The sequence below is a fragment of the Flavobacterium sp. FlaQc-47 genome, from assembly GCF_044006475.1.
GTDB lineage: Bacteria > Bacteroidota > Bacteroidia > Flavobacteriales > Flavobacteriaceae > Flavobacterium.
This window is the reverse complement of record NZ_JBIPCQ010000001.1, coordinates 848,753-864,754: the sequence shown is the minus strand read 5'-3', so window position 1 is coordinate 864,754 and position 16,002 is coordinate 848,753. Positions and strand designations below refer to the sequence as shown.

Sequence of the window (16,002 nt, the reverse complement as noted above, 5' to 3'; positions counted from 1 at the left end):
ACTTAATTTTGAAGCTCTTCTAAACTTTCTTTTAAAGCTACAATAAACGTATCAATGTCAGCTTTTTTCACAGTTAATGGTGGCAAAATTCTTAATAGATTTTTGTTGTTGGCACTTCCTGTAAAAATGTGCTTTTCGATAATTAACTTTTTTCTTAAGGCAGCTACATCAAAATCAAATTCAACGCCAAGCATTAAACCTTTTCCTTTTACTTGTTTAATTCCGGGAACTTGTTTGATTTGTTCTGAAAAATAAGCTGAAACTTCGTTTACGTTAGCTATTAAATTTAGTTTTTCGATTACATCCAGAACAGCGATTCCTGCTGCACATGATAAATGGCTTCCGCCGAAAGTAGTTCCTAATAATCCGAAACTTGCTTCAAATTTTGGTGAAATTAAAATAGCTCCAACAGGAAATCCATTCCCCATTCCTTTTGCCACTGAAATAATATCAGCGTTGATTCCGTGATGTTGAAAAGCGAAGAATTTCCCGCTTCTTCCGTATCCTGATTGCACTTCATCTAAAATTAAAACAACATCGTGTTTTTTACATGCTTTTTCCAGAGCCTGGAAAAATTCTGTTGTTCCCTGATCTAAACCACCAACTCCCTGAATTCCTTCGATAATTACGGCTGTAACATCTCCTTTTGCCAATTCAGCTTCAACTAATTCGATTTGGTTTAAGGGTAAAAAAGTAACTACTTGCTGTGCATTTATTGGCGCTACGATTTTCTTGTTATCTGTAACCGCAACGGCTGCAGAAGTTCTTCCGTGAAAAGAATTATCAAAAGCTACAACTCTTGATTTTCCGTTATGAAAAGAAGCTAATTTTAAGGCATTTTCATTGGCTTCGGCTCCGGAACTACACAAAAACAATTCGTAATCTTCTAATCCTGAAAGCTTCCCTAATTTCTGTGCCAGTTCTACCTGCAAAGGATTCTGAATTGCATTGGAGTAAAATCCTAAATGATCCAGTTGATTTTTTAATTTGGCTACATAATCCGGTTGCGTATGGCCAATCGAAATCACGCCATGTCCGCTATATAAGTCTAAATATTCCACTCCGTTATTGTCTGTAATTGTGCAGTCTAACGCTTTTACAGGAGTTATGTCGTAAAGTGGGTATACGTTGAATAAATTCATTTCTTTTAAAGTTAAATGTTATTTGTTAAATGTTATAAGTTATGATGCAAACGTTTACATTCTAACCTAAACTTTTAACCAATTTAAATGTTGTAAAATGTGAGAAGTTTAAGTAAAGACGTTTAACATCTAACTTCTAACATTTTTACTTTCTCCTAAAATCCGCTTGGTTTCAAATGTAAACCGGTGGTTTCTTCTAATCCGAACATTAAATTCATGTTTTGAATCGCTTGTCCTGAAGCACCTTTGGTTAAATTGTCAATGATTGAGGTAATCAAAATCCGGTTTCCTTTTTTCATTAAACTGATGATACATTTGTTGGTTTGAACGACTTGTTTCATATTGATATTTGTCGTTGTAACGGTTACAAACGGTTCATTTTTATAGAACTCTTCGTATTTGGCAACGGTTTGTTCCAGACTTTCGTCTGAAATTGTATATAAAGTTGCAAAAATTCCTCTTGGAAAATCTCCTCTGTTAGGAATAAAAAGCAATTCACTTTCGAAATCTTCCTGCAATTGAACCAGACTTTCACCAATTTCTCCTAAATGCTGGTGTTCAAAAGCTTTATAGTGCGACATATTGTTGTTTCTCCAGCTAAAATGAGAGGTTTCTGAAAGTCCAACTCCTGCTCCGGTACTTCCCGTTGTAGCATTTATATGAACATCATTATTCAACAAATCATGTTTCGCCAATGGCAATAAAGCCAATTGAATTGCTGTCGCAAAACAACCCGGATTTGCAATAAAATTTGCTTTTTTAATTTCTGCTTTATTCAATTCGGGTAAACCGTAAATAAAATCTTTTCCTTCAAATTGAGCGTCTTTATTCAATCTGAAATCGTTTCCTAAATCAATGATTTTGGTATGACTTGCAAATTGATTTTCCTGCAAAAATGAAATAGATTTTCCGTGACCTAAACACAAGAAAACAACATTTACATTCGGATTCACCACATCAGTAAAATTCATCTCAATATCACCCATCAAATCGTGGTGCGCCACAGAAAGCGGTTTACCAGAATTTGTTGTGCTGTAAACAAAATCGATGTTTACATTGGGATGATACATTAATATTCTGATAAGTTCTCCGGCCGTGTAGCCTGAACCACCAATTATTCCGACATTAATCATGATCTAAATGGTTTACAGATGAAAATATGTTTTGGGCATTTCCTAAAATCTTAATAAATCCTTTTGCATCGTCAGACGTCCATGCATTGTTCATTTCTCCGTATTGGCCAAAACCTGTATTCATCAAATCATTATCTGATTCAATTCCGTCAAGCGAAAAATGATATGGTTTTAGCGAAACGGTTACAACACCATTTACTGTTTTTTGTGTGTCTTGTAAAAACGTTTCGATGTTACGCATTACAGGATCTAAAAACTGGCCTTCGTGAAACAACATTCCGTACCAGTTTCCTAATTGTTCTTTCCAGTATTGCTGCCATTTACCAAGTGTATGTTTCTCTAATAAATGGTGCGCTTTAATAATAATTAAGGGAGCAGCAGCTTCAAAACCAACTCTACCTTTAATTCCGATGATTGTATCACCTACGTGAATATCTCTACCAATGGCATAAGCATTTGCCAGTTTTTCTAGTGCAACAATAATGTTTGATGGTTTGTCTAATTGACCGTTTATTCCAACTAATTCTCCTTGCTCAAAATGTAATCTTACTTTTTCTTCTCCTTCTTTTTGTAATTGCGAAGGATAAGCGTCACTTGGCAATGGCTGACTTGAAGTTAGAGTTTCTTTTCCTCCAACGCTTGTTCCCCAAAGTCCTTTATTGATTGAATATTGTGCTTTTTCCCAAGAATAGTGAACTCCGTTTTGAGCCAAATAATCTACTTCTTCTTGTCTTGAAAGTTTTAAATCTCTAATTGGTGTGATAATTTCAATTTCGGGAGCGATGGTCTGGAAAATCAAATCAAAACGAATTTGGTCATTTCCTGCACCTGTGCTTCCGTGTGCGATCGCGCTTGCTCCTACTTTTTTAGCATATTTAATAGCTTCAATTGCCTGAAAAACACGCTCTGCACTTACCGATAATGGGTAGGTATTGTTTTTTAATACGTTTCCGAAAATCAAATATTTTATAGCTTTGTCATAATATTTGTCTACGATGGTCAGGTTGGCGTGTTGTGCGCTTCCTAATTCGTAGGCTCTCTTTTCAATTGCTGATAATTCTTCAGCATCAAATCCTCCTGTATCTACTAGTACGGTGTGAACTTCGTATCCTTTTTCATTTTTTAAATATTTCAAACAATACGAGGTATCTAATCCTCCACTATAAGCTAATACAACTTTTTTCATTTTTTATAATTTAGGCTCATACTTTCGTATGCAGCAAGTTTGAGATTTCTTTTTAATTGATTATTCTTAAGATAAAAAGCCAAAAGACAATATTTTACCTAAGAATAAAGCTTGTTTAATTTTTTTCAACCTTTTCAAAACAGCTTCATTGAATGGATGTCTTGGCGGATCTTTTTGTTTTTCTTTTGGATCGTACAACATTCCTGTACAAAGACACATTTTGTTTTCTTTGCTTTTTAGAATTTCATAATTGGTACAGGTTTTACATCCTGACCAAAAACTTGGATCTGTTGTAAGTTCAGAGAAAGGAACTGGTTTATACCCTAAATCAGAGTTGATTTTCATTACAGCCAATCCGGTTGTGATACCAAATATTTTAGCATCCGGATATCTTTTTAGGGAATAATCGAAAACTTTTGATTTTATCTTTTTGGCTAAACCTAAACTTCTGTAATCCGGATGTACAATTAAACCCGAATGTGCCACGAATTTTCCGTGCTGCCAACTTTCGATATAACAAAAACCTGCAAATTTTCCATCTGCTAAAGCAATCATCGCATCACCGTTCGACATTTTTTTCTGAATGTATTCAGGAGTTCTTTTAGCAATCCCCGTACCTCTTAGCAAGGCAGATGATTCTATCGTATCGCAAATTTCCTGGGCGAATTTGAAGTGTTCTTCCTGAGTAACAACAATAGAGATTTTCATTCAATAGTTGAAGTTAGAGTTAAAAATTAAAACGTATTGTTTAGTTTGAAATCCTGAATTCAATCCAATAAAAATAAACAAAATAGAAGTAACATTCTCAAAATCAAAAACTTGATTAAGAAAATTCAAAAAATAATATATACTTTCAGGATATGTTTGTCCAAAGGACAAATTTTGTGATTTCAAAATGAAAAATGAATATAAATAAATACGCGGCGAAAAACTCTGTGAATACTATAGAGATAGTATCCGTACTTCGGGAGAAGTTACAGGTGAGTTTGTCCGTGACAAAGAAGTTATATGTAAACTTATTTTATTCATCGGTGCAAAAGTACACTATTTTTTTATTTCCAAAACAAAAAATTAAAATTCTAACATTTTTTTAATGAAATGTTAGTTTTAAAGATACTGAGTTTCTGAGTTTTTTTTTTAATCATAAACTTTGACAAATAATCACTAGAACCTGAAACTTGGAACTTGGAACCTGAAACTTGAAACAAAAAACCCGATAGCTATACTGCTATCGGGTTTAAAAGACTTTATTTTCTTTATTTTTATTCTTATTTTTTAGTAAATGGTATTACTTGTCCATTACCTAAAATAATCATGTCAAAACCTGTTTTTGCTTCATTGAATTTAAATTTTAATCCTGCACTAGTGGACTGAAAAGTATCTTTTTCGTTTTCTACAGGAGTAACACTAAACTTAGGAAAGTTTGTAATTTCAACGTTTAACGTTCCATTTTTTTCGGTAAAATCAATTTTCAAAGGTGCTTTTGAAGTGGAATAGTTTCCTAAATAACCATCTAAAATTACATCCTTCTCTATTTTACCGTTTCCCAATCTCCACGTGTTATTTGCTTCATTATTATCTGGAAAAAGGTGATCAGGATCAAGTGTTATACTTTCAATTTCTTCGGTAGAATTGTGTTTAAATGTCCAAACGGTATTACGCTGCCAGATTTCTACCGGCAAATTAACTCTTGAAACTTTTCCGCTTTTAGTTTTTATATCTAAAATAACAGGCATTGGCATTTTATCAAAATTTTCAATCGTAATTGCCACTCCTTTTGCCGGATCGTTTTTGATGTATTTTATTGCATTAATCCCCTGATCAAAACGCCAGTTGTTTACGAACCAGCTTCTCCAGAACCAACTCAAATCTTCACCAGCCACATTTTCCATCGATCTGAAAAAGTCGTCAGGTTGAGGATGTTTGTAAGCCCAGCGTTCAATATAAGTACGGAAAGCGATATCAAAACGCTCTTTTCCTAATACTTGTTCTCTTAAAATGATTAAGGCTGTACTTGGTTTAAAATAACATAACATACCAATATTAGCTTCTTTCATGTTATCAGGAGAACTCATTACGGTTTCTAAATTAGGTCTTGTAAATGATTCCGCTCCTTTATGAAAATCCGTTGGCTCTTCGATATATTCTCCTTTATTAAACTCGGCAGTACTTAATGAATTAATGAAAGTATTAAAACCTTCATCCATCCAGCCAAATAATCTTTCGTTTGAACCTACAATCATTGGAAACCAAATGTGACCGAATTCATGATCTGTAACTCCCCATAAATCTTTTCCTTTAGATTCCCATCCGCAAAAAACGATTCCGGGATATTCCATTCCACCTTCATTTCCTGCTACGTTTGTCGCTGCCGGATAAGGATATTCAAACCATCTTTTAGAATAATTTTCTATCGCCGCTTTTACATATTCCGTCGAACGTCCGTAAGCATCTTGTCCAGCACTTTCTACAGGATACGCAGATAAAGCCAATGATTTTTTACCACTTGGCAAATTAATTTTTGCTCCGTCTAAAATAAATGCCGGAGAAGATGCCCAGGAAAAATCACGAGCATTTTTTATTTGATAATGCCATGTTTTTTCGCCAGTTGCATTTGTATTGGCAGTTGCAGCAACTTCATCAGCAGAACGAATCATGACTGTTTTATCACTTACAGAAGCTTCTTTATAACGCTTGAATATATGGGCTGGCAATACTTCTGAACCATTCACTAATTCTCCTGATCCTACAACAAAATGATTGGCAGGAACGGTAAGTTTTACGTCAAAATCTCCATATTCTAAATAAAACTCTGAAGCTCCTAAATATGGTGCAGTATTCCATCCTTTCACGTCATCATACACACACATACGCGGATACCATTGTGCAATGGTGAAAATTTTACCGTTTTTAGTGTCTAAAACTCCCATTCTGTCTGACCCTTCGAGAGGAGCGGTGAATGAATATTCGATTTTTATTTTTACAGCTGCTCCTTTTGATGCTAATTCTTCTGGAAGAAATATTTGCATTCTGGTATCTGTAATTACATATTTTGCTTCAATTTCGGTTTTTTTCTTTCCAACAGAAATTACTTTTACCGATTTGATTTTATTTCCTCCATCAAAAACCTGCCCCTGAGCACCGTTACGACTTCCTGTTAAAGGCACAACTGAATTTCCTCTGGAATCCTCTTTGAATAAATTCTGATCCAGATTCAGCCATACAAATGACATTTTATCAGGACTATTATTGGTATAAGTGATTTCATCTGTACCAATAATTTCATTAGTAGTTCCGTTTAATCTTGCTGTTATCTGATAATCAGCTCTGTTTTGCCAGTATTCAACTCCTGGCTGACCACTTGCAGAGCGAGTAGGAGTTCCGTTTTTTGTATAAAATTGCGGTCCAAACGCATCATGATAGTTGTAGTTATTAACTGGTTTTACCGCTGTTGTTGCAGGCGTTTGTTGTGCCCAAACAGAAGAAATCCCAACAAACAAAGCCATGGTTAACAGGGCTTTTGACGATTGTATTTTCATATTTTTTAGCTGTTTATCTAGCAAATTAATGAAAAAAAAAGCTATTTACAGAAGAAACAAGAATCATAAATTTAATTTTAGCAAAAATTTATCAGAAAAATAATTTGGAGCATTTTCCTAAAAAACTAAAATTTATAAAATATATTTACATCAGTCTAAAAAATTAATTCATTTCAATTACACATACTTTGAATACAACTATTTCAAATTCAACACTAAGTGCTTCTATTAAACATTCCGGAGCCGAATTATTTTCCTTGAAAGACAATCAAAATAAAGAATATATCTGGGAAGGTAATCCCGATTTCTGGGGCAAACATTCTCCTGTTCTTTTTCCAATTGTTGGCACTTTAAAAAATAACAAATACACAATCAACGGAAAAGAATATCAACTGCCAAGACATGGTTTTGCTCGTGATATGGAATTTCAACTTATTCATAAAACAGAAAATAGCATCACTTTTTCATTAAAATCAGATGTGGAAACGCTAAAAAAATATCCTTTTGAATTTGAACTGCAATTAATTTATACTCTTGAAGAACATTCATTAAATATTGAATATAAGATAATCAACAAAGCCGAAGGTAAAATGCCGTTTTCAATTGGAGCTCATCCGGCAATTGCTCTGCCTGAGAAATTTGAAAATTATGCTTTTGAATTTCAAAAAGAGGAAACGCTAAAATATTATCTGTTAGAGAATGATTTGATTTCTAACAAAACTAAAGTTTTAGAAACAACTGAAAATTTGGTTCCTTTAACTTACAAATTGTTTAAAAATGACGCTTTAATTTTTAAAACTCTGGAATCAAAATCATTGACTATTCTTGAAAATTCTCAACCTTATATTAAAGTCGATTTTGAAGATTTTCCCAGTTTAGGAATCTGGACTAAGGAAAAAGCTCCTTTTATTTGTATTGAACCGTGGTTGGGTTATTCTGACACTGATGAAAATTCAGGGGATTTATTCGAAAAAGAAGGCATTTTGGTTTTGGATGAAAATCAAACTTTCAATTCAAAATTTACAATCACAATATTATAATTTCAGACCAATGTTAGAATTTAACTTTACTCCCTTTCCTGTAATAGAAACTGAGCGTTTGCTTTTAAGACGAATAACAAACGACGATGTCAGTGAAGTTTTCGAATTGCGTTCTAATCCTGAAACCATGAAATATATACCAATACCATTAGTTAAAAATGCTGAAGATGCTTTTGCGCATATTGCCATGATCGAAGATAAAATTGTAACAAATGTGGGAATCAATTGGGGAATTACTTTAAAGGATGACCCTAAATTATTGGGTATTATTGGATATTATAGAATGCAGCCTGAAAATTACCGCGCTGAAATAGGTTATATGCTATTACCTGAATTTCATGGTAAAGGCCTGATTCCTGAAGCTGTAAACCGATTAATTAAATATGGATTTGAGGATCTGAAATTACATTCCATTGAAGCCGTAATTGATCCTGAAAATTTTGCCTCAGAAAAAGTTTTACAAAAGTGTGGTTTTGTGAAAGAAGCGCATTTCAAGGAATCTGATTTTTATGAAGGACGTTTTCTTGACAAGGTAATATACTCATTATTAGAACCTAAGTAAATTTAGTTGCTCAACACATAAAATATTCCCCTTAATTTAGTAAATTTTGATAATAGTAACTAATGGTTTACGTTATATTTGCAGGCAAAATAAGTCATAAAGACTTATTTTTAATACCACGAAAAACTATTTGTATGAAAAAAATCCTAATTGTAATCGTTTTTTTCTTTTCGATTCAATCTCAAAGTCAGACTTTTATTAAATTTAATGCTGCAACAGCTTTACTTGCAATACCTAATGTTGGGATTGAAACTAGCATTGGAAAGAAATTGACTTTTAGCGTTGATGTCATGGCCTCGTTCTGGGAATCTTTCAACGGTCATAATCCAATGAAATTTTACACCTTAACACCTGAATTACGTTACCATTTTAAAGAAAAATACGATGGTTTTTATGTAGGAGGTCACGCAGGTCCGGATATCTACGAATTGCAAAAATGGAATTATTGGGATAGTAACAAATACGAACATGGTTTTGGTTACCGTCTAGGTGTTACCGTTGGCTATAACATTAAAATAAACGATAAATTTTTACTTGATGTTTTTGCAGGAGCAGGTTGGCATCAGGGTTTTTATCATGGTTATTACAATGACGGAACCCCTGGGAGATATGAAAAAGCACCAAACTGGAATAAAAGTGGTGAATGGCTTCCTTACCGTGGTGGGGTAATGCTTTCTTATAAATTGTAATTAATTCTTAAATTTAGGTATTGATTTCACATATAAATCTTCTACTTTTTTTCGAGCCCAATCGGTTTTTCTTAAAAAAGTTAAGCTTGATTTTACACTTGGATTTGATGTAAAACATTTTATCGGGATTAATTCTGCTAAAGTATCAAAGCCATAATTATCTACCAATATTTCTACTATTTTTTGAAGTGTAATTCCGTGTAAAGGATCTTTTGATTGATTTTGCATTTTTATATTTCTTTTATAATACTAAAAAGACCGCACCAAAAAAGTACGGTCTTTCTTTTTTTACAAAATTAGTAAATTGAAATGTAAATAATCCATTATTTTACAAACTTACAGGAAGCCTGTCCTTCTAAAATGATTAAAATCATTGATTAAAAAAAAATGTTTAATTATCTTTGATTGCGCCAAAGTTTTTATTTTACTTACATTTGCACTTATGTTAAAAACAGTCAATATACTTAATAAAAGAGCTCGATTTGATTATGAGATAATCGATACTTATACTGCTGGAATTGTTTTATCCGGAACTGAAATTAAATCTATCCGATTAGGAAAAGCAAATATCACAGAAAGTTTTTGTGAATTTAGTAATCTTGAACTATTCGCTATAAATACCTATATCGAAGAATATACATTTGGAAATCAGTTCAATCACCAATCAAGAAGCGAAAGAAAATTACTTTTAAATAAAAAGGAATTAAAAAGCCTTCATAAAAGTGTTCAGGCAAAAGGTCTTACAATTGTCCCGTTGAAATTATTTACCAATGAAAAAGGACTTGCAAAATTGCAAATAGGTCTTTGTAAAGGAAAGAAAACTTACGACAAACGCGAATCTCTAAAAGAACAAGATACAAAACGTGATTTAGACCGAATCAAAAAAGCTTATAACTAAAATATATTTTATTCGTAAAGTCATATTTTCTTACATTTTATACGTATTTTTACTACAATAATTATAAAAAATTATAACATGAAAAAATACTTAATTTTATTAATGATGACTTTTGCACTTTTTAGCTGCGGCACTAATACCTCGATTGTTAATAGTTGGAGAGATCCAAAAATAACAGTCGCTCAGGAAAATTTCAAAAAAGTTTTAGTAGTTGCATTGGTAAAAGACGAAGCTTCACGCAGAATAACTGAAAATAGAATTGCTGCAAGTAATGAAATTTTCAAAACCTCTTACCAGTACTTAAACGAAACAACAAAAAGCCTAACGCAGGAGCAAAAATTAAAAATTTTGCAAGACGAGAACTTTGACGGAGTGATTACATTACGTTTAGTAAGTACCGAAAAAGAAACTGAATATGTTCCTGGATCTTACACCGGCATGTATTATGGCGGATTTGATGGTGTATATACCGGAATGTACGGTTATGGCTTTGGGAATTGGTACGGAATGTATTCTCCAAACTTTTATGACCCGGGATATTATCAGGAAACCACATCATACATGGTAGAAACAAATGTTTTTTCACTGAAAGAAAATAAATTAATCTGGACAGGAACAACAAAATCAGATTATGTCACTGATCTGGGATCAACAGTAGATGCGATCATGCAAACTGTAGTTGCAGAAATGAGAAAAGACGGTTCACTTCCAAAAAAATAATATTTAGAAAGCAATATAATTGAGTATTGCTTTTTTTAAGCAATATAAAATGACTAATTTTGTCAAGACAATTTAAATCATAATTAAAAAAAAATGAAAACACTTCTTAAAAATGCAAGAGAACAAAAGGGTTTAAAAACTCGAGAAGTGGCACAAACTCTTGGTATAGATCAAGCTTTAATAAGTAAATTTGAATCAGGAGCAAGAAAACCAACCAGAGAACAAATTTCAAAACTTTCACAACTTTTAGAGATTGACTTTGAAACTCTAATGATTGCGTGGTTAAAGGAAAAAATTCTTTACGAAATTGGAGATGATGAATTTGCCTTAAAAGCTTTATTAGTAGCTGAGCAAGAAATCAAATACAATAAAACCATTTCAAAATTAAAGATTTCAAGTACTCTTGAAAATCTTTTAAAAGAAATTGATGCCTTAAAATCGAAATTAGACAGTTATCGTCAATATGACAGCTATAGAATTACTCAGGCATTAGAATTAGAATATACGTTTGAAAGTAATCGAATTGAAGGAAATACAATGACACTTCGGGAAACCGATATGGTTATCAACGAAGGTTTGACGATTTCAGGTAAAAGCATGCGTGAACATTTAGAGGCAATTAACCATCACGAAGCTATTGGTTTTATTAAAGACCTGATGCAGAGAAACGTTTCATTAAACGAACGCGATCTTTTATCTATTCACAATTTAATTCTTCGCGGGATAATTCCTGAAGATGCAGGTCGTTACAGGAAAGTACAAGTTATGATAAAAGGCAGTACACATATGCCACCACAGCCTTTTTTGGTTGCTAAACAAATGGAAGATTATTTTATTTGGTATGAAATCAATAAAAGCAAGTTGCACCCAATTATTCTTGCTGCCGAAATGCATGAGAGATTAGTAACAATTCACCCCTTCATTGATGGAAACGGAAGAACTTCCCGTTTAGTTATGAACTTAATTCTATTGCAAAAAGGATATATAATTGCAAATATCAAAGGAGATTATGATACGCGAATGCAATATTACCAAACTTTAGAAACAGCCCAGACTAAAAACAATAAAGAAGACTTTTTGCTTTTTGTTGCTAAAATTGAAAAAGAAAACTTAGAACGATATATTGGTATTATTGCGCAATAAAACAAAACACGAATATCACTAATTTGCACAAATTAAATAATCAATTGGGTTTGTGAATTTAATTTCAAAAAACAATTAGTGGTATTTGTGAAATTCGTGTTTAAAATTTATTGTTATTTTTAATTTTTATCTTCTAATAAAGGAACAAATCGAAATTCTCCAAACTCATGCTTTTCAAATTGCGTTTCGTTTTTACGAATTAATAATGTCATAATCTGAACATCTTCTCCTAACGGAATAACAAGCCTTCCTCCTATTTTAAGCTGTGCCATTAATGGCTGAGGAATAAATGGAGCTCCTGCAGTAACAATAATGCTGTCAAACGGTGCATAACTTGGTAACCCTTTGTAGCCATCACCAAAAGATAAATGTTTGGGACGGATGTTTAATTTTGGAAACAAATTTGAAGTTGTTTTAAACAATTCATTTTGTCTTTCTACACTAAATACTTTAGCACCTAACATGCATAAAACGGCCGTTTGATAACCTGAACCGGTACCAATCTCTAAAATTTTATGTTCTTTTTTAACTTCTAATAATTGTGATTGAAAAGCAACAGTGTAAGGCTGAGATATAGTTTGCCCTGCTCCTATAGGAAATGCCTTATCCTGATAAGCATAATCTTCAAAACTTGAATTTAAAAAAAGGTGTCTTGGGATTTTTTTTATCGCATCCAAAACCGCTCTGTCAGTAATTCCCTTTTGTTCTAAAGTATTTACTAATTGATTACGAAGTCCTTGATGTTTGGCAGTGTCTTTCAAAATGGGTAGGTTTTATTTTGGCAAAAATAAGAAACAAAACAGGAAATCAAATATTGATTTTTAATTATTAAATCGCTAAATCTTTATTGCAATCACTTTTACTTTCAACAAATAAATTATATTTTTGTTTAAAATACATTCTCATGTTAAAAGTAGGAGTTTTAGGTGCGGGTCATCTTGGTAAAATACATTTACGCTTATTACAACAATCTGACCAATACGAATTAGTTGGATTTTACGACGAAAATCAAGAAAATGCCGAAAGAATTTCAAAAGAATTTGGCTATAAAAACTTCAGTACTATCGCAAAATTAATCCACGCTGTGGATGTCATTGATATTGTAACTCCAACACTTTCTCACTATAAATGTGCTAAGGTAGCGATAAAATCAGGTAAACATATCTTTATAGAAAAACCAATTGCCAATACCGTTGACGAAGCTGAAGAAATTATTGCTTTAGCCAAAGAATACAACGTGAAAGGTCAGGTTGGTCATGTTGAGCGCTTTAATCCTGCTTTTATTGCCACAAAAAACATGATTGATAATCCAATGTTTATTGAAACACATCGACTGGCAGAGTTTAACCCGCGTGGTACAGATGTTCCTGTGGTTTTAGATTTGATGATTCATGATATTGATGCTATTTTAAGTGTTGTCCATTCAAAAGTAAAAGATATTCATGCCAGTGGCGTTTCTGTAATTAGTGATACTCCGGATATTGCAAATGCCCGAATTGAATTTGAAAATGGATGTGTGGCGAACTTAACTGCCAGCAGAATTTCGATGAAAAACATGCGTAAAACACGTTTTTTTCAAAAAGATGCTTACATTTCTGTTGACTTTCTAGAGAAAAAATGTGAAGTCGTGCGCATGAAAGATGCTCCTGAAATTCCGGGAGATTTTGACATGATCCTTCAAAATGCCGAAGGTGTAAAAAAACAAATCTATTTCACGAATCCTGATGTTGAGCAAAATAATGCTATTCTGGACGAATTAGAATCGTTTGCAAACGCTATTAAAACAGATACGACTCCAGTTGTTACGCTTGAACAAGCAACTGATGCATTAAGAGTTGCTTACCAAATTATCGACTGTTTCGAAAAATAATACTAAAATATAACTCATTAATTTTAAGGTTTAAAGTTGGCAAAAAAGTCGCTTTAAACCTTAACTTTTAAAATTTAAATCCCGGAATTGAATGAAAACTATAGCTGTAATTGGTGCAGGAACAATGGGCAACGGAATTGCTCATACTTTTGCACAAAGTGGTTTTACTGTAAAACTGATTGATGTTTCTGAGAAATCATTAGACAAAGGAATGGCAACTATTGCCGCAAACTTAGACAGAATGTTATCTAAAGGAACTATTACCCAGGAAGATGTTGCAAAAACTATCACTAATATTATTACGTATACAGATATTAAGGATGGTGTTGTGGGCGTTGATTTAGTTGTTGAAGCTGCAACAGAAAATGTTGAACTAAAACTAAACATCTTTAAACAATTAAACGAAGCTTGTTCTCATAATACAATTTTAGCAACAAATACTTCATCAATTTCAATTACACAAATTGGAGCGGTTGTATCACATCCTGAACGTGTTATAGGAATGCACTTTATGAATCCGGTGCCAATTATGAAATTAGTCGAAATCATTCGCGGTTACAATACCAGCGATGAAGTCACTAAAATCATTATGGATTTATCTGAAAAACTAGGAAAAACTCCTGTTGAAGTAAACGATTATCCCGGTTTTGTTGCTAATAGAATTTTGATGCCTATGCTAAACGAAGCAATTGAAACGTTATACAATAAAGTAGCGGGTGTTTATGAAATTGATACCGTGATGAAATTAGGAATGGGACATCCAATGGGACCTCTTCAATTAGCTGATTTTATTGGTCTTGACGTTTGCCTAGCAATATTAAACGTTATGTACGAAGGTTTCAAAAATCCTAAATACGCTCCTTGCCCCCTATTAGTAAATATGGTGAGAGCCGGAAAATTAGGTGTAAAATCCGGTGAAGGATTTTATGATTATAGTGAAAGTAAAAAAGCAGAGAAAATCTCTAAGCAATTTATTCTTTCATAAAAAAGAAATACCATGTCGATACAATCAAATTTAAATACAATCAAAGCAAGTTTACCTGAATATGTAACATTAGTTGCGGTTTCTAAAACAAAACCTGTTTCTGATTTAATGGAAGCTTATGATGCCGGTCAGCGCATTTTTGGAGAAAATAAAATCCAGGAAATGGCTGATAAGTACGAACAAATGCCAAAAGATATTCAATGGCACATGATTGGTCACGTACAAACAAATAAAGTCAAATTTATGGCGCCATTTGTGAGCTTGATCCATGGAATTGACAGTTTGAAATTATTACAGGAAATCAACAAACAAGCGTTAAAAAATAACAGAATCATCGATTGTTTGCTTCAAATACATATTGCCGAAGAAGAATCTAAATTTGGTCTGGACGAAAATGAATTAAACGAATTATTATCGTCATCAGAATTCAAAGACATGAAAAATATTCGTATCTTAGGATTAATGGGAATGGCAACATTTACAGAAGACCAAAACCAAATAAAAAAAGAATTTACACATTTAAAATCCATTTTTGATTCTATCAAAGAACTGAAAACCCAAAACTGCGAACTAAATACAATCTCAATGGGAATGTCCGGAGATTATCAGCTAGCAATAGAATGCGGCAGTACAATGGTTAGAATTGGAAGCAGCATTTTTGGAGGTCGCTAGTTTTTCAATATCAATTTCAATTGCAAAAATTAATATTAAATTTTAAAAGTATAATTCAAATAATTAAATGGAAAAAATATTCAATTTTGAAGATCGATTGGTTCGATTTGCCGGAGAATGTATTTTCTTTACAAGGAAATTAGAAAGATTATTTGAAAATGAATATTATAAAAATCAATTAATTAGATCATCTGGAAGCTCATCCTTAAATTTTGGAGAAGCACAAGGAACAATTACTGATAAAGATTTTATATTTAAAGTCTCTTTAGTAGTAAAAGAATTAAAAGAATCTAGAAACTCATTAAAAATTCTAGATTATATTAAAGAAGGTGATGAAGATAAAAGAAATAAGCTTCTAATTGAAGTAGAACAACTTATCGCTATTTCGTCAAAAATGATAATAAATAAGAAATAATTCAATTA

17 protein-coding genes are annotated in these 16,002 nt (G+C 32.6%); 10 read left to right on the top strand and 7 right to left on the bottom strand.

The annotated features are described in order from the left end of the window. Window positions 1-2 precede the first annotated feature (2 nt). The 5 genes from ACHRVX_RS03550 to ACHRVX_RS03530 all read right to left on the bottom strand — a co-directional run bounded on the left by ACHRVX_RS03550 (window position 3) and on the right by ACHRVX_RS03530 (window position 7,000). The gene (locus tag ACHRVX_RS03550; protein WP_395329273.1) at window positions 3-1,142 is read right to left on the bottom strand and encodes an aspartate aminotransferase family protein; all 1,140 of its coding nucleotides are present in this window, start codon (window positions 1,140-1,142) and stop codon (window positions 3-5) included. Window positions 1,143-1,297: 155 nt separating this feature from the next. Then, window positions 1,298-2,275 (bottom strand): N-acetyl-gamma-glutamyl-phosphate reductase, encoded by a 978-nt coding sequence (argC, locus tag ACHRVX_RS03545; RefSeq protein WP_395329270.1) that lies wholly within the window; start codon window positions 2,273-2,275, stop codon window positions 1,298-1,300. Continuing rightward, window positions 2,268-3,461: an argininosuccinate synthase gene (locus ACHRVX_RS03540; RefSeq protein WP_395329267.1), complete on the bottom strand. Its 1,194-nt coding sequence runs from the start codon at window positions 3,459-3,461 to the stop codon at window positions 2,268-2,270. Before ACHRVX_RS03540 ends, argC begins: the two co-directional genes overlap by 8 nt. A gap of 66 nt (window positions 3,462-3,527) precedes the next feature. Further along, window positions 3,528-4,169, bottom strand: a complete 642-nt coding sequence (locus ACHRVX_RS03535) for a GNAT family N-acetyltransferase (RefSeq protein WP_395329264.1) — start codon at window positions 4,167-4,169, stop codon at window positions 3,528-3,530. Between the two features lie 560 nt (window positions 4,170-4,729). Next, window positions 4,730-7,000 carry a M1 family metallopeptidase gene (locus tag ACHRVX_RS03530; RefSeq protein ID WP_395329261.1) on the bottom strand — a complete coding sequence of 757 codons (2,271 nt, stop codon included), beginning with the start codon at window positions 6,998-7,000 and terminating at the stop codon, window positions 4,730-4,732. 188 nt (window positions 7,001-7,188) lie between these two features. Here ACHRVX_RS03530 and ACHRVX_RS03525 point away from each other — a divergent pair, with 188 nt between their 5' ends. From ACHRVX_RS03525 to ACHRVX_RS03515, 3 genes are all read left to right on the top strand, one after another. Next, window positions 7,189-8,040 carry an aldose 1-epimerase family protein gene (locus ACHRVX_RS03525; protein ID WP_395329258.1) on the top strand — a complete coding sequence of 284 codons (852 nt, stop codon included), beginning with the start codon at window positions 7,189-7,191 and terminating at the stop codon, window positions 8,038-8,040. 10 nt (window positions 8,041-8,050) lie between these two features. Then, complete coding sequence (locus ACHRVX_RS03520; RefSeq protein ID WP_395329256.1) at window positions 8,051-8,602, top strand: GNAT family N-acetyltransferase; 552 nt, start codon at window positions 8,051-8,053, stop codon at window positions 8,600-8,602. Window positions 8,603-8,736: 134 nt separating this feature from the next. Continuing rightward, complete coding sequence (locus ACHRVX_RS03515) at window positions 8,737-9,291, top strand: DUF3575 domain-containing protein (protein WP_395329253.1); 555 nt, start codon at window positions 8,737-8,739, stop codon at window positions 9,289-9,291. Here ACHRVX_RS03515 and ACHRVX_RS03510 read toward each other — a convergent pair whose 3' ends face one another. Then, window positions 9,292-9,519, bottom strand: coding sequence for a VF530 family DNA-binding protein (locus tag ACHRVX_RS03510; protein WP_395329250.1), 228 nt, complete (start codon window positions 9,517-9,519; stop codon window positions 9,292-9,294). 214 nt (window positions 9,520-9,733) lie between these two features. Here ACHRVX_RS03510 and smpB point away from each other — a divergent pair, with 214 nt between their 5' ends. The 3 genes from smpB to ACHRVX_RS03495 all read left to right on the top strand — a co-directional run bounded on the left by smpB (window position 9,734) and on the right by ACHRVX_RS03495 (window position 12,052). Then, window positions 9,734-10,189, top strand: a complete 456-nt coding sequence (smpB, locus tag ACHRVX_RS03505) for an SsrA-binding protein SmpB (RefSeq protein ID WP_395329247.1) — start codon at window positions 9,734-9,736, stop codon at window positions 10,187-10,189. Window positions 10,190-10,267: 78 nt separating this feature from the next. After that, window positions 10,268-10,909, top strand: a complete 642-nt coding sequence (locus ACHRVX_RS03500) for a hypothetical protein (protein ID WP_395329244.1) — start codon at window positions 10,268-10,270, stop codon at window positions 10,907-10,909. A gap of 93 nt (window positions 10,910-11,002) precedes the next feature. Beyond that, the gene (locus ACHRVX_RS03495; protein ID WP_395329241.1) at window positions 11,003-12,052 is read left to right on the top strand and encodes a Fic family protein; all 1,050 of its coding nucleotides are present in this window, start codon (window positions 11,003-11,005) and stop codon (window positions 12,050-12,052) included. A gap of 119 nt (window positions 12,053-12,171) precedes the next feature. Here the strand turns inward: ACHRVX_RS03495 and ACHRVX_RS03490 are convergent, their stop codons facing one another. Next, window positions 12,172-12,813 carry a protein-L-isoaspartate(D-aspartate) O-methyltransferase gene (locus ACHRVX_RS03490; RefSeq protein ID WP_395329238.1) on the bottom strand — a complete coding sequence of 214 codons (642 nt, stop codon included), beginning with the start codon at window positions 12,811-12,813 and terminating at the stop codon, window positions 12,172-12,174. Window positions 12,814-12,956: 143 nt separating this feature from the next. Between ACHRVX_RS03490 and ACHRVX_RS03485 the strand changes: the two genes are divergently transcribed. From ACHRVX_RS03485 to ACHRVX_RS03470, 4 genes are all read left to right on the top strand, one after another. Continuing rightward, window positions 12,957-13,922, top strand: a complete 966-nt coding sequence (locus tag ACHRVX_RS03485) for a Gfo/Idh/MocA family protein (protein ID WP_395329235.1) — start codon at window positions 12,957-12,959, stop codon at window positions 13,920-13,922. A gap of 91 nt (window positions 13,923-14,013) precedes the next feature. Next, on the top strand, window positions 14,014-14,907 hold the full coding sequence (locus ACHRVX_RS03480; RefSeq protein WP_395329233.1) for a 3-hydroxyacyl-CoA dehydrogenase family protein: 894 nt from the start codon (window positions 14,014-14,016) through the stop codon (window positions 14,905-14,907). Window positions 14,908-14,919: 12 nt separating this feature from the next. After that, the gene (locus tag ACHRVX_RS03475; protein WP_395329230.1) at window positions 14,920-15,579 is read left to right on the top strand and encodes a YggS family pyridoxal phosphate-dependent enzyme; all 660 of its coding nucleotides are present in this window, start codon (window positions 14,920-14,922) and stop codon (window positions 15,577-15,579) included. A 67-nt stretch (window positions 15,580-15,646) separates the two neighbouring features. After that, window positions 15,647-15,994: a four helix bundle protein gene (locus ACHRVX_RS03470; protein WP_213303283.1), complete on the top strand. Its 348-nt coding sequence runs from the start codon at window positions 15,647-15,649 to the stop codon at window positions 15,992-15,994. The last annotated feature ends 8 nt before the right edge of the window (window positions 15,995-16,002 follow it).